The 22,902-nt window shown below is 71.7% G+C and carries 17 protein-coding genes; 12 read left to right on the top strand and 5 right to left on the bottom strand.

The window, feature by feature from the left end:
- The first annotated feature begins 578 nt into the window (after positions 1–578).
- The 6 genes from ACWGIS_RS19455 to ACWGIS_RS19430 all read left to right on the top strand — a co-directional run bounded on the left by ACWGIS_RS19455 (position 579) and on the right by ACWGIS_RS19430 (position 9,469).
- The gene (locus ACWGIS_RS19455) at positions 579–2,549 is read left to right on the top strand and encodes a glycogen debranching N-terminal domain-containing protein (RefSeq protein ID WP_453363728.1); all 1,971 of its coding nucleotides are present in this window, start codon (positions 579–581) and stop codon (positions 2,547–2,549) included.
- Positions 2,550–2,678: 129 nt separating this feature from the next.
- Positions 2,679–3,437, top strand: a complete 759-nt coding sequence (locus ACWGIS_RS19450; RefSeq protein WP_453363666.1) for an NUDIX hydrolase — start codon at positions 2,679–2,681, stop codon at positions 3,435–3,437.
- Between the two features lie 255 nt (positions 3,438–3,692).
- Positions 3,693–5,453: an ABC transporter ATP-binding protein gene (locus ACWGIS_RS19445; protein ID WP_453363665.1), complete on the top strand. Its 1,761-nt coding sequence runs from the start codon at positions 3,693–3,695 to the stop codon at positions 5,451–5,453.
- 162 nt (positions 5,454–5,615) lie between these two features.
- Positions 5,616–6,503, top strand: a complete 888-nt coding sequence (locus ACWGIS_RS19440; RefSeq protein ID WP_453363664.1) for a FadR/GntR family transcriptional regulator — start codon at positions 5,616–5,618, stop codon at positions 6,501–6,503.
- Positions 6,504–6,908: 405 nt separating this feature from the next.
- Positions 6,909–8,450, top strand: a complete 1,542-nt coding sequence (locus ACWGIS_RS19435) for an RNA polymerase sigma factor (RefSeq protein WP_453363663.1) — start codon at positions 6,909–6,911, stop codon at positions 8,448–8,450.
- A 203-nt stretch (positions 8,451–8,653) separates the two neighbouring features.
- Positions 8,654–9,469, top strand: coding sequence for a S1 family serine peptidase (locus ACWGIS_RS19430; RefSeq protein ID WP_453363662.1), 816 nt, complete (start codon positions 8,654–8,656; stop codon positions 9,467–9,469).
- Positions 9,470–9,730: 261 nt separating this feature from the next.
- Here ACWGIS_RS19430 and ACWGIS_RS19425 read toward each other — a convergent pair whose 3' ends face one another.
- Positions 9,731–9,958 (bottom strand): DUF7455 domain-containing protein, encoded by a 228-nt coding sequence (locus ACWGIS_RS19425; RefSeq protein WP_453363661.1) that lies wholly within the window; start codon positions 9,956–9,958, stop codon positions 9,731–9,733.
- 440 nt (positions 9,959–10,398) lie between these two features.
- Here ACWGIS_RS19425 and ACWGIS_RS19420 point away from each other — a divergent pair, with 440 nt between their 5' ends.
- The 5 genes from ACWGIS_RS19420 (at position 10,399) to ACWGIS_RS19400 (ending at position 17,185) form a co-directional block, all read left to right on the top strand.
- Positions 10,399–12,522 (top strand): DNA gyrase/topoisomerase IV subunit B, encoded by a 2,124-nt coding sequence (locus tag ACWGIS_RS19420; protein ID WP_453363660.1) that lies wholly within the window; start codon positions 10,399–10,401, stop codon positions 12,520–12,522.
- A 607-nt stretch (positions 12,523–13,129) separates the two neighbouring features.
- Entirely contained in the window at positions 13,130–14,281 is a 1,152-nt protein-coding gene (locus ACWGIS_RS19415; RefSeq protein WP_453363659.1) for a sensor histidine kinase, read from the top strand.
- The gene (locus ACWGIS_RS19410) at positions 14,278–14,961 is read left to right on the top strand and encodes a response regulator transcription factor (RefSeq protein WP_453363658.1); all 684 of its coding nucleotides are present in this window, start codon (positions 14,278–14,280) and stop codon (positions 14,959–14,961) included. The genes ACWGIS_RS19415 and ACWGIS_RS19410 overlap by 4 nt, the downstream gene beginning before the upstream one ends.
- Positions 14,962–15,029: 68 nt before the next feature.
- Positions 15,030–15,596 carry a DUF485 domain-containing protein gene (locus ACWGIS_RS19405; RefSeq protein ID WP_453363657.1) on the top strand — a complete coding sequence of 189 codons (567 nt, stop codon included), beginning with the start codon at positions 15,030–15,032 and terminating at the stop codon, positions 15,594–15,596.
- A complete protein-coding gene (locus ACWGIS_RS19400) occupies positions 15,593–17,185 on the top strand; it encodes a solute symporter family protein (RefSeq protein ID WP_453363656.1) in 1,593 nt (530 codons plus the stop codon). The genes ACWGIS_RS19405 and ACWGIS_RS19400 overlap by 4 nt, the downstream gene beginning before the upstream one ends.
- A gap of 265 nt (positions 17,186–17,450) precedes the next feature.
- Here ACWGIS_RS19400 and ACWGIS_RS19395 read toward each other — a convergent pair whose 3' ends face one another.
- The 3 genes from ACWGIS_RS19395 to ACWGIS_RS19385 form a co-directional block, all read right to left on the bottom strand.
- Entirely contained in the window at positions 17,451–18,143 is a 693-nt protein-coding gene (locus tag ACWGIS_RS19395; protein WP_453363655.1) for a response regulator, read from the bottom strand.
- Between the two features lie 163 nt (positions 18,144–18,306).
- Entirely contained in the window at positions 18,307–18,987 is a 681-nt protein-coding gene (locus ACWGIS_RS19390) for a response regulator (RefSeq protein ID WP_453363654.1), read from the bottom strand.
- Positions 18,984–20,813, bottom strand: coding sequence for an ATP-binding protein (locus tag ACWGIS_RS19385; RefSeq protein WP_453363653.1), 1,830 nt, complete (start codon positions 20,811–20,813; stop codon positions 18,984–18,986). Before ACWGIS_RS19385 ends, ACWGIS_RS19390 begins: the two co-directional genes overlap by 4 nt.
- 601 nt (positions 20,814–21,414) lie before the next feature.
- Here ACWGIS_RS19385 and ACWGIS_RS19380 point away from each other — a divergent pair.
- The gene (locus ACWGIS_RS19380; RefSeq protein ID WP_453363652.1) at positions 21,415–21,651 is read left to right on the top strand and encodes a hypothetical protein; all 237 of its coding nucleotides are present in this window, start codon (positions 21,415–21,417) and stop codon (positions 21,649–21,651) included.
- Between the two features lie 46 nt (positions 21,652–21,697).
- Here ACWGIS_RS19380 and ACWGIS_RS19375 read toward each other — a convergent pair whose 3' ends face one another.
- A complete protein-coding gene (locus ACWGIS_RS19375) occupies positions 21,698–22,879 on the bottom strand; it encodes a citrate synthase (protein WP_453363651.1) in 1,182 nt (393 codons plus the stop codon).
- Positions 22,880–22,902 lie beyond the last annotated feature (23 nt).

Below are 22,902 nucleotides of genomic sequence, written 5' to 3'. Positions count from 1 at the left end.
CGCACCCGGCGGAGTTTCGCCCCGCTTGCCGGGTGGGATCAGCCCTCTGCTGAAGCGCCGGTGGTGCCCCGTCTCGCCGCCCGCACCCGGTGGAGTCTCGACCCGCTGGCTGGGTTGGCTCGGCCCCCGGCTGAAGCGCCCCTCGGGCCCCACCTCCCCACCTGCACCGGGCCGCCGCCATCCGGTCGGCTTCTCCCTCCGGGGGCGTGACCCCCGGGAGGGCCGCTCCGTTCACCTGAGTGGCGGATCTCGTGGCCGTGCCGCGCCGCCGCACAGCCCACGGTCATCCGGAGCCCGCCACCCGGCACCGAGCGTGCCCCAGGCGTACCGAGCGCAGGAGAAGCCGCCCCATGCCGCTGTCAACCCCGTCCTCCACCCCCGACGGCGACCGACCGCCTCCTCATCCGTCCACCCGTCCCTCCACACGCGCGGGGGTCCCACCGCCCGCGTCCGAGGACACGGGCAGGTCAGCGGCACGGCGAACCGCCGAAGCCGACTTGTCGACTCGGCAGCAGGGAGCGACGGATCCCTCGACGAGGCCCCCCGGCACGACCGGCCCGGTCGCTTCGAGAGCACCGCTGCCCACCCCGCGCAAGGCCCTGGAGCTGCCGCCCGCGCACACCGCGCTGGTCTGCGTAGCACTACCGGGGCTGGCCATCTCCACAGATCAGGGGCAGTTGACGGGTCGGGGACTGGACGGGTTCTACCGGGCGGGCCGGCGGCTGCTCTCCCGTTGCCAGGTCCGGGTGGCGGGCAGGGAACCGCTCGCCGTGCAGGCCCGGACCACCGCCGCCGACCGAGCCCGGTTCGTGGGGACGCTGCGAGCCTCTCCCGACGGCGGGCCGGACCCGGACGTGGTCGTGGAGCGCATCAGGAGCGCCGACGGCACGGAGCGGATCTCCTTGCACAGCTCGGCCCGCCGCCCCTTGCGCCTACCGGTCGAGGTGGCCCTCGGTACGGATCTCGCGGAGCTCGGTGCGATCGCCTCCGGCGGGGCGGGACCGGAGCTGCCCGCCAGTGTCCACGCCTCCGGCCTGCGCTGGACGGCACCGGGTGGCCGCTCGGCGACGGTGACGGCCGAGCCGCCGCCCACCGACGCGCTCGCTACCGCAGGGCTGCTGCGCTGGGAGGTGGAGCTGCCGCCCGGCGGCACGCTGACCCTGGAGCTGCGCGTACGGCTGGACGGGGCGGGACCCGGCAGAGTGGTGGGGCGGGGCGCGCCGAGCCCGCTGGCCAGGGCCGGAGCCACCGGCGAGGACGCCCGGGCGCAGGCACTGCTCAACACCTGCGTCGAGGACCTGGAGGCACTGCTGCTGCGCGACCCGGAGCACCCGTCCGACGTCCTTGTCGCCGCGGGAGCCCCCTGGCGCTGCGGCGTGGCTCCCGCGGAGGCGCTCGTCTCGGCACGGATGACGCTGCCGCTCGGCACCCGGCTCGCCGCGGGCACACTCAGGTCCCTCGCACGCACGCAACTCGGCGGTTCCGGGCCTCAGTCCGGCATGATCCCGGGACCGCGCAGGGACGCCGGCCCGCACCTGCCGCCGGGCTGCACGTCCACCGAGGCGACACTCCTGTTCCCCACGCTCCTGGCGGAGGCCCGGCGATGGGGACTTCCGGACCAGGAGACCGAGGAACTGCTGCCCGCGGCCGAGCGCTGCCTCGATTGGCTGCGGACCACCGTCGGCGACGGCACCTATCTGCCCGACCCGCATCCCGGCGGCCCGCAGCGCTGCGAGACACAGGCGTACGCCCACCGCGCGGCGCTGCTGGGTGCCGACCTGCTCGATGCCTACGACAGACCGGGTGCCGAGGGGCTGCGCCAGTGGGCCCAAAGCTTGCGCGGGGCGTTTCGCACCCACTTCTGGCTGGAGGATCGGGCAGGCGGCAGACCGGCGGCGGCCCGTGCACCGGACGGGCGCCTCGTGCCCCACCTGGGCGCGGGCGCCGTGCACCTCCTCGACACCGGTCTGCTCGGCGCCGGGACGCCCGCCCCGGGGCTGCTCGACAAGGTGCGGACCGAGCAACTCGCCCGCTTGCTCGGCGGCCCGGCCATGGACTCGGGCTGGGGGCTGCGCAGCCTCGGGGCGAAGGAGGCCGCGTACAACCCGTTCGGGCATCGTGGCGGTGCCGTGCGTGTGCAGGAGACCGCCGTGGCGGTCGCGGGGCTGGCCGCGGCCGGATACGAGAAGGAGGCGGGCTCGCTGCTGCGGGGTGTGCTGGGGGCGGCCGAGACCTTCGGACACCGGCTGCCCGAGATGTACGCGGGGCAGCAGCGCGTGGAAGGCGCTGCTCCGCTGCCGCATCCCGCGGCGTGCCGGCCGGCGGCCACCGCCGCGGCCGCCGGGGTGCTCCTGCTCACCTCGCTCGCCGGGATCCGGCCAGACGCCCCGGCCGGGACGGTGACCCTGCGTCCCCTGCGCAGCGCGCCCCTCGGGGAGATCGGGCTCACGGGGCTGCGCGTGGCGGGCGCGCCCTTCTCCGTACGCGTCAGCCGGCTCGGCGTCGCCATGGTCGAGGAGGCGGGCGAGGGACTGCAGTTGGGGGCGTGAGCTGGCACGACGCTGAAGGGGGAGTCGCTGCGGAGGTCCATGGAGCACGGCTCGCAGCGCAGTGGACAAGCCATGGATGCGGCCGACGAAGGGAGTGTTTATCGTCAGGCAGACGACTATGATCGCGGCATGCCCTACGACCCGTCGGCTTACCCGCCCTTCGCCGTGACCGTGGACCTGGTCGTGCTGACCGTACGACGCCATGCCCTGTGCGCGTTGGCGGTAAGGAGGGGCGAGCAGCCGTTCCAGGGGCGGTGGGCGCTGCCGGGCGGCTTCGTGCGGACGGACGAGGACCTGGCGCAGGCGGCGGCTCGCGAACTGGTCGAGGAGACGGGCCTGTGCGCACACGATCCCTCGGCTCCGGCCCAGGACAACGGCGCGCACCTGGAGCAGCTCGCGACCTACGGCGATCCCAAGCGCGACCCGCGGATGCGCGTGGTCAGCGTCGCTCACCTGGCGCTGGCACCCGACCTGCCCGCGCCCCGGGCGGGCGGCGACGCGAACAGCGCGCGCTGGGCGCCGGTCGAGGAGCTGTTGCAGCAGGGCGGTTACGGCCGGGACGGGGAGCAGGCCGCCCCCCTCGCCTTCGACCACGCCCAGATCCTGTCGGACGGGGTGGAACGCGCCCGGTCCAAGATCGAGTACTCGTCGCTGGCCACCGCCTTCTGCCCGACCGAGTTCACCGTCGGTGAGCTGCGCAGGGTGTACGAGGCCGTGTGGGGCGTGGCACTGGACCCGCGCAACTTCCACCGCAAGGTGACGGGCACGCCGGGCTTCCTCGTGCCCACCGGCGGCACGACCACCCGGCAGGGCGGCCGCCCCGCGCAGCTCTTCCGAGCGGGCGGCGCCACGCTGCTCAACCCGCCGATGCTGCGCCCCGAGGTCTGACCCCGCCGTCGAGCGAGAGCAGCCGCCGCCAGACACTCGCGACGGCTTCCGCCGGGCGGTCACGACGGCCTCCGCCCGACACTCACGACGGCTTGTGCCGGGCGGTCACGACGGCTTGTGCCGGGCGCGACGAGAACGCCCGGGCCTCGGGTCGCGGCCGACCCCGGCAGGCACGTGCGGAGACGGGCGAAGTCGGCCCGTAGCGGCGCCCCGAGGTGCCCGGAAAACGGGAAATGTACCGCTATCTTGCTCAGGGTGATCCAGGCCATCGGACTGACCAGCAACCCCCGCAAGGAGCTACCCCCCGCCCTCGACGACGTCTCCTTCGAGGCGCACGCGGGCCGTGTGACGGCACTCCTCGGAGCGCCGGGCGCGGGCAAGACGACGGCGCTGAGACTCATGCTCGAACTCCAACAGGGCCGCGGGACCGCCTACTTCAGAGGACGGCCACTGCACCGCATCGCCCATCCGTCGCGCGAAGTGGGCGTCCTGCTCGGCGACGTGCCCGGCCATCCGGCCCGCAGCGTGCGCGGACACCTGCGCATGCTGTGCGCGGCGGCCGGCGTGCCCATGCGCCGGGCCGACGAAGTCCTCGAAGTCGTGGGCCTCGTCAGCCTGCGTGACGAGCGCCTGGGCACCCTCTCGCGGGGAATGGACCGGCGGCTCGGTCTCGCCTGCGCGCTGCTGGCCGACCCGCACACGCTCGTCCTCGACGACCCCGCGGCGGGGCTCGCGCCGCGCGAGGCCCGCTGGCTGCACGAGACCCTGCGCGCGCACGCCGCGCAGGGCGGCACAGTGCTGTTCACCACCGAGGACTCCAAGGAGGCCGCCGGAACGGCCGACCGGGTCGTCACGTTGGCCGAGGGGAAGCTCGTGGCCGACCAGGACGTCGCGGACTTCGCCCGGACCCGGCTGCGCCCCCGGGTGGCCGTCCGCAGCCCGCACGCCGCCCGGCTCGGCGCCCTGCTCGCCCAGGAGGCCCGGGCGGGCCGGCGCTCCGTGGAGGTCGTCCACGAGGACGGCAACCGCCTCTCGGTGTACGGCAGCGCGTGTGCCGACGTCGGCGAGACGGCCTTCCGGCACGGCATCCTCGTACACCAACTCGCCGACGAGATCGGTGACATGGGGCCCCGCGCCGAAGTGGCCGACGAGGGGCGGGGGGAAGACGGGCCGCGACCGGTCGAGGTGCTGGACGCGGACGGCGACGCCTCTTCGCCCCTTCCACCGCCCATCAGCGTCCGGCAGGCGCCGAGCCCGCTGCGGCCGCTGCGCTACGAACTGCGCCGCGCCGCCGGAGTCGGAACCGGATACCTCACCGCGGCCGCCGTACTCGTCACCTCCGCGCTCGTCGCCGTCCTGCTGGCGAGGATCGGGCACACCCCGCAGGCGCGCCTTCTCGCCGCGTGGCCCAGGGAGTTTCCGTTGCCGCCCGCGGCGCTCGGCGCGGGACTGCTCGGTGCGATCGCCTTCGGCGAGGAGTTCCGGCACCCCGCCCTCGCCGCCGACCGCGGCACCGTGCCCCGGCGCATGGGCCTGCTCGTCGCCAAACTCCTCGTCAGCGGCGCCACGGCGCTGGTGCTCGCCTTCCTCACGGTCGCCTGCGACCTCGAGGTGCTCTACCTCCTGTACGGCGCCGAACTCGCCGGAGTCCCCGCCGACTGGCATTCGCTGGGCGTGAGTTGGGCAGGGATCGTCGTGGGGTGCGCCTGGGCCGGTGTGCTGGCCGCCGGCGTCTTCCGGTCCACGACGGCCGGACTCGCCGCCGTGCTCACCGTTCCGGTCCTCGTCGTACCGCTCGTACAGAAGGCCGTGGAGGGTCCGTCTGTGCGGTCCACGGCCGGGTTCTCCGTGCGGTTGCGTGAGCACTTGTTGTCGCAGTGGCCGTTCGGCGGAGAGCGTGTTCTGGCGGCCGCGGCGAGGGCGGTGGCCCAACCCGTCGGCGGCGCGCTGACGTTGTCGCTGGCCGCTCTGCTCTGCGCATATCTGCTCACGACCCTGCGCGGCAAGGTCCGATGACGACCGTCGACGCCCTTCCCTTCCGGCGCTGCACACAACTCCCCGGGGAACGCCCATTTCTTTCCGATAAGGCGTCAATTGCGACGGGGTGAGCGATCACCCTTTCGTGTGCTTTTCACCAAAGACCTCAAGGGAGTTGAACGGGGCGCCGACAAAGGATCCGTGAGTACCCTTGCGCACACCATGATGACCGCCGCCCGCTCCGCAGACTCCGGCCTGGCCGGCCCGGGCGGACTCGACCGCTACCCCTACGCCGAAGGCCCCGGTGTCGACCGCGTAGGCATTCCCGCCTGGGAGCACTCGGAGCCGGAGCTCGGACGCGTGGGCCGGCGCGCCGCCGGCAGCCGCGGCCGCGGACTGCACGGCCAACTCGTTCAGCAGCTCGGCCAGATGATCGTCTCCGGCGACCTGGGCGCGGACCGCCCGCTCGTTCCCGAGGAGATCGGCCAGCGATTCGAGGTCTCCCGCACCGTCGTCCGCGAGTCGCTGCGCGTTCTGGAGGCCAAGGGCCTCGTGAGCGCGCGGCCGAACGTGGGCACGCGCGTGCGTCCGGTCAGCGACTGGAATCTCCTCGATCCGGACATCATCGAATGGCGGGCCTTCGGACCGCAGCGCGACGACCAGCGCCGGGAGCTGAGTGAGCTGCGCTGGACGATCGAGCCGCTTGCCGCACGCCTGGCCGCAGGTCACGGACGCGAGGAGGTGCAGCAGCGCCTCGGCGACATGATCGAGATCATGGGCCACGCCATGGCACAGGGTGACGCCCTGACCTTCTCCCGCGCCGACTCCGAGTTCCACTCGCTTCTGATCCAGGTCGCCGGCAACCGCATGCTGGAGCACCTCTCGGGCATCGTCTCGGCGGCGCTCCAGGTCGCAGGCAACCCGGTCACCGGCTGCGACCGGCCGACCGAGGCCTCGCTGTCGTACCACGCGCGGATCGTCGACGCCCTGGCCGCGAGCGACGGTGCGGCGGCCGAGGCCGCCATGCGTCAGCTGCTCACCGTCCACCCCGAGGTGGAGCGTGTGGTGCCCGCGCCGCGCGAGCACTGACGCGCACCAGGCGTGGCGCGGCCGACGGCGGGTGCCCGCGAGAGGCATCGCGCGGCCGGCGCCGCATGTCGCGCCGGACCCCGTCTGATCCTCCGGGATCGATGGGGTCCGGTGGCGCGAGGGGCCGAGAAGCCCGCAAAATGACCACCTCTGACCATATCCAGTCGTTTTTGTGCGCTTACGGGGTGTGACTCGGGCCACGCAGATTGGGCGTAACGCTCTTCGGAACCACGCGATGACCTAAGAGGTGACAGCCGAGGAAGGAATACGGACGCCGTTCATGGCGCTGTGCATCTTCCCGGCCCCCGCCCGCGCCGTCGGCCCATCCCCAAGTCGGCGGTCGTCGGCTCCTGTCCGTATCGGACGGAGCCGGAAGCCGTTTTCCAACGTTCCGAGAGGTTGTTCGTGTCGGCCAGCACATCCCGTACGCTCCCGCCGGAGATCGCCGAGTCCGTCTCTGTCATGGCGCTCATCGAGCGGGGAAAGGCTGAGGGGCAGATCGCCGGCGATGACGTGCGTCGGGCCTTCGAAGCTGACCAGATTCCGGCCACTCAGTGGAAGAACGTACTGCGCAGCCTCAACCAGATCCTCGAGGAAGAGGGTGTGACGCTGATGGTCAGTGCCGCGGAGCCCAAGCGCACCCGAAAGAGCGTCGCAGCGAAGAGTCCGGCCAAGCGCACCGCGACCAAGACCGTCGCGGCGAAGACGGTGACGGCGAAGAAGGCCACCGCCACCACTGCCCCGGCGGCCCCCACCGCGGACGAGCCGGCTGAGGACGCGTCCGCCAAGCAGGCCGCCGCAAAGAAGACGACCGCCAAGAAGGCCGTCGCGAAGAAGACCGTCGCCAAGAAGGCGACGGCCAAGAAGGCCACGTCCAAGAAGGACGACGCCGAGCTGGTCGACGACGAGGCGGTCGAGGAGACCGCCGGTGCCGTCAAGCCCGGCGAGGAGGAAGAGGAAGGGACCGAGAACAAGGGTTTCGTCCTCTCCGACGACGACGAGGACGACGCGCCGGCCCAGCAGGTCGCCGTCGCCGGTGCCACCGCCGACCCGGTCAAGGACTACCTCAAGCAGATCGGCAAGGTCCCGCTGCTCAACGCCGAGCAGGAGGTCGAGCTCGCCAAGCGCATCGAGGCCGGTCTGTTCGCCGAGGACAAGCTGGCGAACGCCGACAAGCTCGCCCCCAAGCTCAAGCGCGAGCTGGAGATCATCGCCGAGGACGGGCGCCGCGCCAAGAACCACCTGCTGGAGGCCAACCTCCGCCTGGTGGTCTCCCTGGCCAAGCGTTACACCGGCCGCGGCATGCTGTTCCTGGACCTCATCCAGGAGGGCAACCTCGGTCTGATCCGCGCGGTCGAGAAGTTCGACTACACCAAGGGCTACAAGTTCTCCACGTACGCCACCTGGTGGATCCGTCAGGCGATCACCCGCGCGATGGCCGACCAGGCCCGCACCATCCGTATCCCGGTGCACATGGTCGAGGTCATCAACAAGCTCGCGCGCGTCCAGCGCCAGATGCTCCAGGACCTGGGCCGCGAGCCCACCCCGGAGGAGCTGGCCAAGGAACTCGACATGACCCCCGAGAAGGTCATCGAGGTCCAGAAGTACGGTCGCGAGCCCATCTCGCTGCACACCCCGCTCGGCGAGGACGGCGACAGCGAGTTCGGTGACCTCATCGAGGACTCCGAGGCCGTCGTCCCGGCCGACGCGGTCAGCTTCACGCTGCTCCAGGAGCAGCTGCACTCCGTCCTGGACACCCTCTCGGAGCGCGAGGCGGGCGTCGTCTCGATGCGCTTCGGTCTCACCGACGGTCAGCCGAAGACCCTCGACGAGATCGGCAAGGTCTACGGCGTGACCCGCGAGCGGATCCGCCAGATCGAGTCCAAGACGATGTCGAAGCTGCGCCACCCGTCGCGCTCGCAGGTCCTGCGCGACTACCTGGACTAGGCCTCGGCCGTACGTCTCTCAGGGCCCGGCTCCCCAGGGGAGCCGGGCCCTCGACGTGTCCGGGCGCGCCGCCTCCGGTCATCCGGGCGGGTTCCCGTCCACGCGTATGTGCGAACGTCCTCCGTGCGTGTGCGCGGGGTGCGGGTCCGTCGCCGCTGGATCACTCTGGGTCTTCCACGACCACCCCTGAGTGAGGAGAGCGCATGCGCCGTCCCTTCGCCCGAGTCCTGGCCCTGGCGGCCACGGCGGCCGTGATACCGCTGGCGTCACCCGCCCACGCGGCCCCCGACAGCGTCGTCATCGGCGGCTATCCGGTCGAGATCTCCCAGAGCCCCTGGACGGTGGCGCTGGCCAGCCGTGACCGGTTCGGAGGTACGCGGGCAGGACAGTTCTGCGGCGGCGTGGTGATCGGCCGGTCCACCGTCCTGACCGCGGCGCACTGCCTGAGCGAGGACGTGCTCGGCGCGTCGCCGCAGCAGGTCCGGGACCTGAAGGTCATCGCGGGCCGGGGAAACCTGACGTCGGACGCCGGCCAGGAGATCCAGGTCCGCGACACCTGGGTGAACCCCGCGTACGACCACCGCACGAAGGCCGGAGACTTCGGGACGCTCACTCTGGCGAGCCCCCTGCCCGAGAGCTACGTCATCCGTACCGCGCCCAAGGGCGATCCCGCGTACGCCCCCGGGACGGTCGCCGAGGTCTACGGCTGGGGTGACACCACGGGCGCCGGTGACTACGCGAGCGGCCTCCGGGCGGCGCGGGTGAAGGTGCTGCCCGACGCGGCCTGCGAGGAGGCCTACCCGGGCAGCTCGGACGGTACCTACCGAGCGGCGTCCATGCTGTGTGCAGGGGAGGTCAGGGGCGGGCGGGACGCCTGTCAGGGGGACAGCGGAGGGCCGCTGGTGGCCCAGGGGCGGCTGATCGGCCTGGTGTCCTGGGGGAGCGGCTGCGGGCGCGCGGGGAGCCCCGGCGTCTACACGCGGGTCTCGGACGCCGTGCGGCGGCTCGAAGGGCACTGAGGTCCACCCGGTGCCGGTGCCGGTGCCGATGTCCTCCGGCGATGATCGCCCGTTCGGGGCGCCCGTGAACGGGCCCCAGTAGCGTCCGCCGGGTCCGGCGGTCCGGGGCTGGTCGAGGTGCCGAGCCCGTCTGCGGGCTCGGCTGCCGACGCGGCCAGGACGGGTCGCGGTACGAGTACGGGCGGCCACTCCCCGTGTCGAGGGGGTGGTCGCCCGTGGACCGGCCTGATGCCGGCACTCGCTCGTCGTTGACGCGAAGGGTCAGCGATCTTCGTCGTTGACCGTCGGAACGGACGTCAGCCGCTCCGTCTCGTCCTGTATCTCAGCGGCGATCTTCTTGAGTTCCGGCTCGAACTTGCGACCGTGGTGGGCGCAGAAGAGCAGTTCTCCGCCGCTCAGGAGGACGACGCGCAGATATGCCTGGGCGCCGCAACGGTCGCAGCGGTCAGCGGCCGTCAGCGGGCTCGCGGGGGTCAGAACAGTAGTCACGTCGCCTCTTCTCTAGCTCGACGAGCTGTCGTACCAGGGTCAACATCCAACCAGGCCGAAAACGTTCCCGCTCGTGGCTTCTCCTCGAAAATTTCTTTCCGAGGTGGCTGTCTGCTGCCGGTTGGCGGCGAATGTGCCGTATTACGTGGTTCGCGTCTTACGGGTTCGCGTTGTCTGTCAGTGTCGGTCCTCCCGGCTGGCTTGCCGGGTTGTTCATGAGGACGTGCCCGGAGCCTAAATGGTTCATGCCTGGAAGGGAACGTGATATGTACTTCACTCCATCGAGGGATCGAACACCTATACGACTCTCGACTAGTCTACGTTCGGACGAGGGTGGCGCTACAACGGCTCTACCAGGCCTCGGTACCCTCTGAGCGGCGAACCAAGCCGGGCCCTTACCCATCAGGGCACCATTTGAAATTCAGCGAGGAGCGAACCGCGTGACCGCCGAGACGTCCGTGCCGTCCACAGCGCTGCTGACCGGAGCAGACCGGGACGGTTCCAACTACACCGCGCGGCACCTGCTCGTCCTCGAGGGGCTCGAGGCCGTACGCAAGCGCCCCGGTATGTACATCGGCTCGACCGACAGTCGCGGCCTGATGCACTGCCTCTGGGAGATCATCGACAACTCCGTCGACGAGGCCCTCGGCGGCTACTGCGACCACATCGAGGTCATCCTCCACGACGACGCCTCGGTCGAGGTCCGGGACAACGGCCGCGGCATCCCCGTGGACGTCGAGCCCAAAACCGGCCTTTCCGGTGTCGAGGTCGTCATGACCAAGCTGCACGCCGGCGGAAAGTTCGGCGGCGGCTCCTACGCGGCCTCCGGCGGTCTGCACGGCGTGGGCGCCTCCGTGGTGAACGCGCTCTCCGCCCGGCTGGACGTCGAGGTCGACCGCAACGGCCACACGCACGCCATCAGCTTCCGGCGCGGTGTGCCGGGCGCCTTCGCCGGCGCCGGTCCGGACGCGAAGTTCGACGCGGGCAGCGGCCTCCGCAAGACCAAGAGGATCCCCAAGGCGCGCAACGGCACGCGCGTCCGTTACTGGGCCGACCTCCAGATCTTCCTCAAGGAGGCCAAGCTCTCCCTGGAGAACCTGCATCAGCGGGCCCGCCAGACGGCCTTCCTGGTGCCGGGCCTCACGATCGTCGTCCGTGACGAGTTCGGGCTCGGTGAGGGCGGCAGCAAGGGCGAGGAGTCGTTCCGCTTCGACGGCGGCATCAGCGAGTTCTGCGAGTACCTCGCCAACGACAAGCCCGTCTGCGACATCCTGCGCTTCTCCGGGCAGGGCAGCTTCAAGGAGACGGTCCCGGTCCTCGACGACCACGGCCAGATGACGCCCACCGAGGTCACCCGTGACCTCGGCGTCGACGTCGCGCTGCGCTGGGGCACCGGCTACGACACGACGCTCAAGTCGTTCGTGAACATCATCGCCACCCCCAAGGGCGGCACCCACGTCGCCGGCTTCGAGCAGGCCGTCGCCAAGACGGTCAACGAAGTCCTGCGGGCCAAGAAGCTGCTCCGCGTCGCCGAGGACGACATCGTCAAGGACGACGCCCTGGAAGGGCTGACCGCCGTCGTCACCGTGCGTCTTGCCGAACCTCAGTTCGAGGGGCAGACCAAGGAGGTGCTCGGCACCTCAGCGGCCCGGCGGATCGTGACCAACGTGGTCTCCAGGGAGCTCAAGGCGTTCCTGACCTCCACGAAGCGGGACACGGCCGCGCAGGCGCGGGTCGTCCTGGAGAAGGCCGTCTCCGCCGCCCGTACGCGCATTGCGGCCCGCCAGCACAAGGACGCCCAGCGCCGGAAGACGGCCCTGGAGTCCTCCTCGCTGCCCGCCAAGCTCGCGGACTGCCGCAGCGACGACGTGGAGCGCAGCGAGCTCTTCATCGTCGAGGGCGACTCCGCGCTCGGCACCGCGAAGCTCGCGCGGAACTCCGAGTTCCAGGCGCTGCTGCCGATCCGCGGCAAGATCCTCAACGTTCAGAAGTCGTCCGTCACGGACATGCTGAAGAACGCCGAGTGCGGCGCGATCATCCAGGTCATAGGGGCGGGGTCCGGCCGGACCTTCGACATCGACGCGGCGCGCTACGGGAAGATCATCCTCCTCGTCGACGCCGACGTGGACGGGGCCCACATCCGGTGCCTGCTGCTGACGCTGTTCCAGCGCTACATGCGGCCCATGGTGGAGGCGGGGCGGGTGTTCGCCGCCGTGCCGCCGCTGCACCGGATCGAGCTCAGCCAGCCCAAGAAGGGCCAGGACAAGTACATCTACACGTACTCGGACCGTGAGCTCCGGGAAACGCTGCTGGAGCTCCAGCGCAAGAACGTGCGCTACAAGGACTCCATCCAGCGGTACAAGGGTCTCGGTGAGATGGACGCCGACCAGCTGGCCGAGACGACGATGGATCCGCGCCACCGCACACTGCGCCGGATCAACATCTCCGACCTGGAGGCGTCCGAGCAAGTGTTCGACCTGCTGATGGGTAACGACGTGGCACCGCGCAAGGAGTTCATCTCCAGCTCGGCGGCCACGCTGGACCGGTCCCGTATCGACGCGTAGGCGGTGGAGTAGGCGGGGCGGGGGCGAGCATCGGAGCCTGTTCGGCTCGGTGGTGCTCGTGCCCGCCCCGTCCTGTGTGGTCGGGCGCTGCCTGCCTGCCTGTCGATAGGTGGGTCGGGTCGGCGGCATTCGGCTGCGGGTATCGGTATGCGTGCCGCTAGGGGCGGGACGGCTCGGCGCAGGCGGCGCCCCGCATGTGACGCTTCGCCCTCGCACTCTTACCCGCTCCACGCAGCGCCGGTACTGATGCGCCCGGGCGGTACCCCTTCCATGCGCCGGGTTGATCAAAGCGACATCGGCGTTCGCGACGATGTTGATTGGCCGTGGGGTTCAGGCGCGAGTCCACCCGTGGGTGGAGTGGGAGTCAACCGTTGATCCACCCAGGGGCCGATCTGCGGAGTCGGCGACTTCCGTAGGGTCGGTGGCATCGACGGCAACGTGGCTCCGCGTCGCTTGTACGCACGAAACCCGCGGGTCGGGGTTGATCAATACCTTGATGATCGTCGGCCGTCTTCCTGGTGCGGCGTCCCGGTCTCCGCGGCGAATGGCGTGCCGGGGGCGCCCCGTACGGTGACGGCATGGGGCGGGCGGCCTGGAAGGGGCGCGCATGACGGGGAACGCGTGGACGCGCTGGCCCTCCCGGGAAGCGTTGTCCCGGGCAGGAGTGCCGACACCCCGGCGTGCGCTGGCCTGGACCGTGCGGCTCCTCGCCCTTGGCGCCCTTCTGTGGACGACGTTCGCGGACGGGAGCCTGCGGGGCTGGGCCGCCGCCGCGGCCGTGCTGGGAGTCGTGGTGTGCGCCCTGTCCGCATGGGGCTTCTTCCGGACCACGCTGGAGCACCGTCTGCTGCCGTCCCTCGGACTGTTCGGGCTGCTGCTCGCGGTCGCCGCGACGGCCCACGGCACCGGCTTCAGGATTCCGGCGCTGGTGCTGTGGTGCGCGTGTGCCGTCAGCGCCATCGAGCGCCTGCCCCTGGCGGCCGCGCTGCCCGCCATGGCCTTGGCGCTCGGCGCGTACGCGGTGGCCGACAACGACGACTGGCCGGCGACCCTGACGACGGCGGGCGGTCTTGCTCTGGCCGGTTACGTCCTGCGGCTCGACGCCGAGGCGCGCGGCAACGCCCAGCGGCTGCTCGCGCAGGAGCGGGCGGCTCGCGTCGCCGAGGCGGAGTCCGCCGCGCTCGCGGAGCGGGCCCGGATCGCCCGGGAGATCCACGACGTGCTCGCACACAGCCTCTCCGCCCAGCTCGTGCACCTGGAGGCGGCCCGGCTGCTGATCGAGCGGGGCGCCGACCAGGAACGGATTCTGGAACGGGTGGTGGCGGCAAGGGGGATGGCCCGGGAGGGCCTCGCGGAGACACGGCAGGCGCTCTCCGCCCTGCGAGGCGAGACGGCCCCGCTGGAGGACTTCCTGAGCGAACTCGTCGCCACGCAGGACGGCGCGGACATGACGGTGTCCGGTGAGAGACGGCTCCTGCCCGCCGAGGCATCCCAGGCGGTGCGCAGGGTCGCGCAGGAGGCCTTCACGAACGTCCGCAAGCACGCGCGCGGCGCCAGGGTCCACGTGAGCCTGGAGTACGGGGATCGCCAAGTACGCCTGGACGTCCGGGACTCGGGAGGCTCGCCGGGGGAGATGTCGGGCTCCGGTGCCGGGTACGGTCTGCTCGGCATGCGGGAGCGTGCCGAGTTGCTGGGCGGCTCGCTCCGGGCCGGGCCGCAGGAGGAGGGGTTCCTCGTGACGCTGAAGGTGCCCGTATGACCGGAGAGGCGGGCGACAGGCCGGCGCGGGTCCTGGTGGTGGACGACCAGACCGTGGTGCGCGAGGGCATCGTCATGCTGCTCGGCCTGCTCCCCGGGATCGAGGTCGTCGGCGCGGCGGGCGACGGTGACGAGGCCGTGGCCCTGGTCGCCGAACTGGCCCCGGACGTCGTCCTGATGGACCTGCGGATACCCCGGTGCGACGGCGTCGAGGCGACCCGACGGATCAGGACCGGGCACCCCGGCACCCAGGTCGTGGTGCTGACCACGTTCGCGGACGACGAGTCGCTGTTCCCCGCGATCAGAGCCGGCGCGCGCGGGTACCTCACCAAGGACGCGGGCGGCGACGAGATCGTACGGGCGGTGCGGAGCGTGCTGTCCGGCGAGGCCGGCCTGTCACCCGGCATCCAACGGCGGCTGCTGGAGCGGCTGTCGGAGCCCGAGCGGGAACCGGCACGGCCACCCGAGGTGCCGGACGGGCTTACCGCCCGGGAGGTCGAGGTGCTGGTGCTGATCGCCGAAGGTCTGACCAACCAGGAGATCGCCCGCGGGCTGCACGTGTCCACGGCGACCGTGAAGACCCACATCAACAACCTCTTCGCCAAGGCCGGGCTCAAGGACCGCGCGCAGGCGGTCCGTTACGCCTATGGGAAGGGCCTCGTGCGTCTACCGGGGAAGTGAGTCACCTGATGGAGTGAAGACCACCGATTGAAGAGTCCGGGATCTTCCCGTTCTGCCCATCCTTGGGCATGCAGTCAAGGAACGGTCGTCCCCGCCTGCGCGGGGAGGGTCCTGAGAGTCCGTCCGAGGACCACGAAGGGCGTCAACGTGTCCCCGCGCAGCAGGTGGAGACCGGAACGGCGGGGTACGACGACCCCTGGTACGACGCGTTGGCGTCCGGCTGGGGCGAGTTGGACAGCACGGGCGCGCCCGCTCCCGTCGAGCCCTCCGTGCGCCGGGAGGACCGGCCGGGGGCCCTCGGCGCGGCCGATGTCTACCTGGAGGTGCAGCGCAGCGCGGCCTTCCAGGAGGTACGCGGCCGGTACCGCCGTTTCGTGTTCCCGGGCGTCGCCGTGTTCCTGACCTGGTACGTGGGCTACGTGGTCACCGCGACGTCCGCCCCGGAGCTCATGGCGCGCCCCGTGGCGGGTGCGGTGAACGTCGCCATGCTGGCGGGGCTGGGGCAGTTCCTCACCACGTTCCTGTTCACCTGGGCGTACGCCCGTCACGCCCGGCTGCGCAGGGACCGGGCCGCGCTCGACCTGCGCTGGGACACCCAGGAGCTGACGCGGAGCGTCGGGGGTGGGCAGCGGTGACGGGACACCACCAGACTCTGGCGCTGCTGCTGTTCAGCGTGTTCGTAGCGGTGACGCTGGGCATCACGACGTGGGTGAGCCGCAACCGGCACGGCTCCGCCGAGGAGTTCTACGCGGGCGGGCGATTGTTCTCCCCGATGGAGAATGGTTTTGCCATCTCCGGCGACTACATGTCGGCCGCGTCCTTCCTCGGCGTCACGGGACTCATCGCGCTGTTCGGCTACGACGGGCTGCTCTACGTCGTGGGCTTCCTCGTGGCCTGGCTCGTGGTCCTCTTCCTGGTCGCCGAACTGGTGCGCAACTGCGGACGGTTCACCCTGGCCGACGTGGTGGCGGCGCGCATGAGCGAGCGGCCGGTGCGGATCGCGGCGGGAACTTCGTCGGTGACCGTGTCCGTTCTGTACCTGGTGGCGCAGATGGTCGGTGCGGGCAGCCTGGTCGCGCTGCTGCTGGGAGGCACGAGCGGGGCGGCGCGGAACTGGACGGTGATCGGCGTCGGGGCACTCATGGTGATCTACGTGTCGATGGGAGGGATGCGGGCCACCACATGGATCCAGATCGTCAAGGCGGTCATGCTCCTGGGCGGCACGGTCGTGCTGACAGTGCTCGTCCTCGTGCGCTTCCACGGCGACTTCGACGAACTGCTGCGCACTGCGGCCGCGCGCAGCGGGCACGGTGACGCGTTCCTGGCACCGGGACTGAAGTACGGGGGGACCTGGACCGCGCGCTTCGACTTCATCAGCCTGGGAATCGCTCTGGTCCTCGGCACGGCCGGGCTGCCGCACATCCTGTCCCGGTTCTACACGGTGCCGACCGCGCGGGCGGCGCGTCGGTCCGTGGTCTGGGCGGTCGGACTCATCGGCGGCTTCTACCTGATGAGCATCGTCCTCGGCTTCGGTGCGGCGGCGATCGTGGGCCCCGAGGCGGTCCGCGGGTCGAACGCCGCCGGGAACACGGCCATGCCCCTGCTGGCCCTCGACCTGGGCGGTGGCGCGGGCTCCACGGGCGGAACGGTTCTGTTCGCGGTCGTCGCCGCGATCGCCTTCGCCACGATCCTCGCCGTGGTCGCGGGCATCACGCTCGCCTCCTCCGCGTCCGTGGCCCACGACCTGTACGCGTCGTTCGGACGCCGGCACGCGAAGCCGCGCAGCGAGGTCGCCGTGGCACGGACGGCGGCGGTCGGCATCGGCGTGGTCGCCATCGCGCTCGGACTGCTGGCGCGCGACCTGAACGTGGCCTTCCTGGTCGGCCTCGCCTTCGCGGTCGCCGCCTCCGCGAACCTCCCCGTGCTGATGTACTCGCTGTTCTGGCGGAACTTCACGACACGCGGCGCGGTGTGGTCCGTGTACGGCGGCCTGGTCCCGGCGCTGCTCCTCGTGGTCCTGTCGCCGGTGGTGTCGGGCAGCCCGGAGTCGCTGTTCCCGGGTGTCGACTTCCAGTACTTCCCGCTGCAGAACCCCGGTCTCGTCTCCATTCCGCTGGGGTTCGTCGCTGGCTGGCTCGGCACGGTCACCTCGGCGGAGCCGCCGGACGAGGCGAAGCACGCGGAGACCGAGGTGCGGTCCCTCACCGGCGCCGGAGCGGTCTGAGGGCACCGGGTGCGTACCCGGGTCGAGGCGTTCCCGGCGTCTGATGCCGGAACCGGGTGCCGGACGCACGTGGGACGCGTACCGGGCGGCACGCGGGCGTGTGCCGGGCGGCGCGTCCCGCGTACGCCGGTCGAGGTATTTCCGGTGTCGGACGCCGGACGCCGGACGGCACATGGGACGCCTACCGCTCGGCACGCGGGCGTGTGCCGAGCGGGCGTAGGCGTGTGCCGCGCGCGGGTCGCGAAGCACGCCTGGGGGAGTCGGGTCAGGGGGCGATCAACGCGTACTGGTGTTCGGGGCGCCCGGTGTCGCCGTACTTGAGGGAGAGGCTCAGGCGTCCCGCCTGTTCCAGGTGGCGGAGGTAGCGCTGGGCCGTGGAACGGCTCAGTCCCGCCTCGGCGGCGACCTCGACGGCGGAGAGCGGACGGCCCGCGCGGTGCAGCACGCCGCAGATCAGATCCGTGGTCGCTTCCGAGTGACCGCTGGGGAGTCCGGGTGCCAGGGGCGTGGGCGCGGCGCGCAGCGCGCCGAAGATCCGGTCGACCTGTTCCTGGTCCGCCGGACCGTGTCCGCCCACCCGGTCCACGGTGTGGCGCAGCGCGGCGTACGACTCGAGCCGGGTGCGCAGGGCGGCGAAAGTGAACGGCTTGACCAGGTAGTGCAGGGCGCCCAGCCGCAGCGCGGCCTGCACGGTGTCGACATCGCCAACGGCCGTGATCATGATGACGTCCGTGCCGTGGCCGTCCTCCCTCAGACGGCGGACCAAATCGAGGCCGGTCCCGTCGGGCAGGCAGTGGTCGAGCAGCACGAGGTCGACGGGGGCGCGTTCCACGGCGGCCAGCGCCTCGGCGGCGCTGTGGGCGCGGGCGACGACCCGGAACCCGGGCACCTTCGCCACGTACCGGGCGTTGATCTCGGCAACGCGGAGGTCGTCGTCCACGACCAGGACGTCCAGCATGAGCCCTTCTTTCCCCTCTCCGTCAGGGCCGGTCGAGCGCGGAACCCGTATCCGGTTCCGCTGTTGTAGCGCGTGTGGAGTGAGCGCGACAGACGGCAAGCGGAAGAGGACCTCGCGCCCGGAGAGTCGTTCCCCTGGGGCGCGCCACGGCCGTGGGCCGTCCTCACCTGCGGGTCGCCCAGACGTAGCGATGCTCCGGGCGTCCCGCGTCGCCGTACCGGAGCGTCAGCCGGGCGCGCCCCGTGCGCTCCAGGAGCTTCAGATAGCGCTGGGCGGTCTGCCGGCTCAGCCCGGTCGCCTCCGCGATCTCCTGGGCCGACAGAGGTCCCTCGGCGTTCACCAGGGCACGGCGTACGAGTTCGGCGGTGGTGGGGGAGTGCCCCTTCGGCAAGTCGGGCTCCGCGCCCGTCGAGAGGGCGCCGAAGATGCGGTCCACCTCGGCCTGTTCGGCCTCGCCGCCGCCGTCGAGGGTGCGGCGCAGACCCGCGTACGCCTCCAGCTTGGCGCGCAGACCGGCGAAGGCGAACGGCTTGACCAGGTACTGGAGCGCGCCCTGCCGCATGGCTGCCTGTACGGTCGCGACGTCCCGGGCCGCCGTCACCATGATGACGTCGGTCTGGTGGCCGCGGCGCCGCATCTCCTGGACGACGGCCAGGCCCGTCTCGTCCGGCATGTAGTGGTCCATGAGGACCAGGTCCAGGCGCGGCAGCGTCTCCATCAGGTGAAGCGCCTCGGCGGCGGTGTGCGCCTCACCCGCGACATGGAAGCCGGCCACCTTCTGCACGTACGCGGCGTTGACCCGCGCGACACGGACGTCGTCGTCCACGACGAGTACCTCGATCATCGCGACTCCTCCTTGGCGGGCGTGGGGACAGCGGGGGCCGGAACGGACGCGGAGGACACCGTCCCGGCCGCGTCGTCCGAGACGGCCCCAGGGGCGGCCTCGTGCCCGCCTCCCGGCACCGACTCCCTCCCCGGCGGGAGTGTCCATCCGGTGCCGTCTCCGAGCTCCGGTCCGGCTCCGCCCGCCGGCCCGGGTCCCGCTTCCGGCGTGAGGCCCGGCCCGGTGAGCGCCTCCGGCAGGACGACGGTGAACTCCGCGCCCCCGCCGGCCGCCTCCGCGACCTCGGCGCTCCCACCCTGCCGCTCGGCCAGCCGCCGCACCAGGGAGAGGCCGATCCCGCGCTTGCCGTGCGCCGGGGGCTTCTTCGTGGACCACCCGTCGGTGAAGACCAACTGGCGCTGCTCCGGCGGAACGCCGGGCCCGGTGTCCCGCACCCGCAGCACCGCCGTACGGCCCTCGGCGCGCAACTCGACCTCCACGCGCGCGTGCGGTGTGCCCGCGACGGCGTCCAGCGCGTTGTCGACGAGGTTCCCCACGACGGTGACCAGCCCCCGGGGATCGATCAGCCGGTCCGGCAGAAACGTCCGGTCCGAGATCCACAGGGCCACCCCGCGCTCCGCGGCGACGGTGGCCTTGCCGACCAGCAGGGCGGCGAGCAGCGGGTCCTGGATCTTCTCCGTGACCTGTTCCGCGGTGGCCCGGTGATCACCCACCACCTCGCCGACGAACTCCACGGCGTCGTCGTACATCTCCAGTTCGAGCAGTCCCAGGAGCGTGTGCATGCGGTTGGCGTGTTCGTGGTCCTGGGCGCGCAGGGCGTCGATCAGACCGCGCGTCGAGTCCAGCTCGCGGCCCAGCTGCTCCAGCTCGGTGCGGTCGCGCAGGGTGGCGACGGCGCCCCCGTCGTCGGTGGGCATGCGGTTGGCGACCAGGACGCGCTGACCCCGGACGGTGAGGAGATCGGTGCCGGTGACCCGCCCGGCCAGGACGTCCGTGGTGCGGCCGGGGCCCAGCGTGTCGTCGAGAGGGCGTCCGATGGCCTCCGCGTCGAGCCCGAGCAGCCGCTGCGCCTCGTCGTTCAGGAGCCGCACCCGGCCGCCGCGGTCCAGGGCGACGACGCCTTCACGGATGCCGTGCAGCATGGCCTCACGTTCCGCGAGCAGCGCCGAGATGTCCGAGAACGCCAGGTCCCGGGTCTGCCGCTGCACCCGCCGGGAGATCAGGTAGGCGGCCAGCGCCCCGACCGCCATGGCCCCGCCCGCGTACGCGAGCAGTCCCGGGATCGCGTGGATCAGCCGCGCGCGCACGCTGTCGTACTCGATACCGACCGAGACCGCGCCCACGATGGCGCCGGACTCGTCCCGCAGCGGCACCTTCCCGCGCGCCGAACGGCCCAGCGTGCCGGTGTCGATCTGCATGACGTCCCGGCCGGCCAGGGCCGGCCGGGGGTCCGTCGAGACGACCCCGCCGATCTGAGCCGGGTCGGTGTGCGACCAGCGCACGCCGCGCATGTCCATCACGACGACGTACTCGGCCCCGCTGGCCTCGCGGATGCGCTCGGCCTCGTCCTGGACGGGCCCGTCCACCGACGGCCGTGTCGACCGCAAATCCTCGGCGATCTGCGGCTGGGCCGCCGTGGTCTGCGCGATCGCCAGCGCCCGGCGCATCGCCTGGTCGTCCAGCTGCTCGCTGAGCGGGGCGAGGAACAGCCCGGTGGCGAGCACGGCGACTCCGGCGGCGATCGCCACCTGCATCAGCAGCACCTGCGAGAACATCCGCCGCGGCAACCCGAGACGGAGCCGACGGACCGGGGGAGTGGGGCGCATGCCTATGACGGTACGGGGGCGGGCGGCGGAGTCCGTAGGGGGTGTGGCGGGGATCTCCCGCATGCCGCACCGGAACAACGTCACCAGCTGTCCGGGCGCGCGAGTCGCGAGCGCCCAGGGCTGGCGGGGGCGCTCATGACTTGAAGGCCCACGGCTGTCGGGGCGAGTGGGACGTGAAGGCCCACGGCTGTCGGGGCGGGTGGCTCGAAGGCTCACTGTGTCGGAGGCGCCTGGGCTCCGAGGGCTCACGGCTGTCCGGGGGCGCGTGAATTCCAGGGCTCACAACCGTACGGGGTTGCGTGGGCGCCGAAGCTCCGGATGCGCACGCGTCTCCTCCGCTCCGGTGGTGCAAGCGGTTGCGCCCTCTTTCCCCGCGTCGTCGGCCTCAGCGCCCGCGCGGACTGTAGGCTGCACCCGCCTGTTCCGGACACTTGCTCCGCGCAGGCGCGTAGGGCTGTCGGTCCTCACCGGAACCAGCGGCCCTTCATGAGCATCCGTGGGCCCTCTCATGAGCTTCACTGGGCGCCGGAGAGGCCATCCACTCGCACAGCGTCCGGGGCGCACGCGTCCGGCCCGTCCCTCGATCCACTTAGGAACGGACTTGAAGATCGTGCGTCGAGTCGGCGCCTCGCCCCGGGAGCGCGGCAGCGCGACGGGCCAGACGTGCCCCGACATCTTCGAACTGAGCGACGGCAACTTCGCGGTCATCGGCACCGAAGCCACCAGCGCCCTTGACCCTGAACTGCCCCCGGACGCCGCGCGTGCGGACTATGAACGGATCGTCGTGATCACTCGCGAGACATTGCTGAGAGCGAAGGCCGACATCCCCGACTCTTGACGTCCTCCGGCGCCCGGCCCCCCGGGCGCCGGAGAAGCACCGGCCATCAGGCCACCGCCGGGACCCTCTGCGGCGCCGGCTCACCCACGTACCGGGCCGCCGGTCGGATGATCTTCGAGTCCTCCGCCTGCTCCAGGAGGTTGGCACTCCAGCCGACGACGCGGGCAGCGGCGAACGTGGGCGTGAACATCTCCCGGGGCAGCCCGCACAGCTCCATGACGACTCCGGCGTAGAACTCCACGTTCGTGTGCAGTTCCCGGCCCGGCTTCAGCTCGGCCAGGATCTCCTCGACCCGCTGCTCCACCTCGACCGCGAAATCCACCAGAGGACCGCCGAAACTCTGGGCGATCCCTCGCAGCATGCGGGAGCGCGGATCCTCCGTTCGGTAGACGGGGTGGCCGAAGCCCATGATGCGGTCGCCGGCCAGGACGCGTTCGCGGATCCAGGCGTCGATGCGGTCGGGTGTGCCGATCGCGTCCAGCGTGTCCAGGGCGCGGCTGGGGGCGCCACCGTGCAGCGGGCCGGAGAGGGCTCCCACCGCCCCGACCAGACACGCGGCGACGTCAGCTCCCGTCGACGCGATCACCCGCGCGGTGAAGGTTGACGCATTGAATCCGTGATCAATGGTGGAGATCAGGTATTGCTCGATCGCCCGGGTGCGCGTCTCGTCCGGCTCCGAACCGGTCAACATGTACAGGTAGTTCGCCGCGTACGACAGGTCGTCGCGCGGCTCCACCGGGTCGAGTCCGAGCCCGAGCCGGTACAGCGCCGTGAGCAGCGTCGGTACGGCGGCGGAGGCGGCGAGGGTGTCCGCGCGACGCCGGTCGGTGTCGATGTCGTACACCGGCTGGAAGCCCGAGGCCGCGCCGAACAGGGACAGAGCCGTGCGCATCCCGGCGAGGGCGCCGCTGCCGGCGCTGCCGGCAGCGATGCCCGGCAGGGCCGCGCGCACCGCCTCCGGCAGCCGTCGCAGGGCGGCCGTCCTCGCGGTGAACTCGGCCCGCTGCGCCGGGTCCGGCAGTTCGCCGTGGACCAGCAAATGCCAGACGTCCTCGAAGCCGCGGGTCTGTGCGAGTTCGACGGCCGAGTACTGGCGGTAGTGGTAGAAGCCCTCTCGGCCTCTCACGTCACCGAGCGTGGTGTCGGTGACGACGACGCCCGCGAGTCCCCGCGGGACACCAACAGGAGTGAGAGAAGCGGTGGCGCTGGCGGCCCGGTTGTTCGACATGGTTCCTCCCTGGACTTGATTCG

It is taken from the genome of Streptomyces sp. NPDC054842, assembly GCF_053611025.1.
Note: the sequence above shows the minus strand (reverse complement) of the source record. Positions and strands in the feature narration are given on the sequence as shown.

Coding starts and splice junctions, on each gene's coding strand:
- ACWGIS_RS19385 (WP_453363653.1), bottom strand. CDS start 20,813: ATGCGCCCCACTCCCCCGGTCCGTCGGCTCCGTCTCGGGTTGCCGCGG.
- ACWGIS_RS19395 (WP_453363655.1), bottom strand. CDS start 18,143: ATGCTGGACGTCCTGGTCGTGGACGACGACCTCCGCGTTGCCGAGATC.
- ACWGIS_RS19375 (WP_453363651.1), bottom strand. CDS start 22,879: ATGTCGAACAACCGGGCCGCCAGCGCCACCGCTTCTCTCACTCCTGTT.
- ACWGIS_RS19430 (WP_453363662.1), top strand. CDS start 8,654: ATGCGCCGTCCCTTCGCCCGAGTCCTGGCCCTGGCGGCCACGGCGGCC.
- ACWGIS_RS19450 (WP_453363666.1), top strand. CDS start 2,679: ATGCCCTACGACCCGTCGGCTTACCCGCCCTTCGCCGTGACCGTGGAC.
- ACWGIS_RS19405 (WP_453363657.1), top strand. CDS start 15,030: ATGCAGTCAAGGAACGGTCGTCCCCGCCTGCGCGGGGAGGGTCCTGAG.
- ACWGIS_RS19410 (WP_453363658.1), top strand. CDS start 14,278: ATGACCGGAGAGGCGGGCGACAGGCCGGCGCGGGTCCTGGTGGTGGAC.
- ACWGIS_RS19415 (WP_453363659.1), top strand. CDS start 13,130: ATGACGGGGAACGCGTGGACGCGCTGGCCCTCCCGGGAAGCGTTGTCC.
- ACWGIS_RS19390 (WP_453363654.1), bottom strand. CDS start 18,987: ATGATCGAGGTACTCGTCGTGGACGACGACGTCCGTGTCGCGCGGGTC.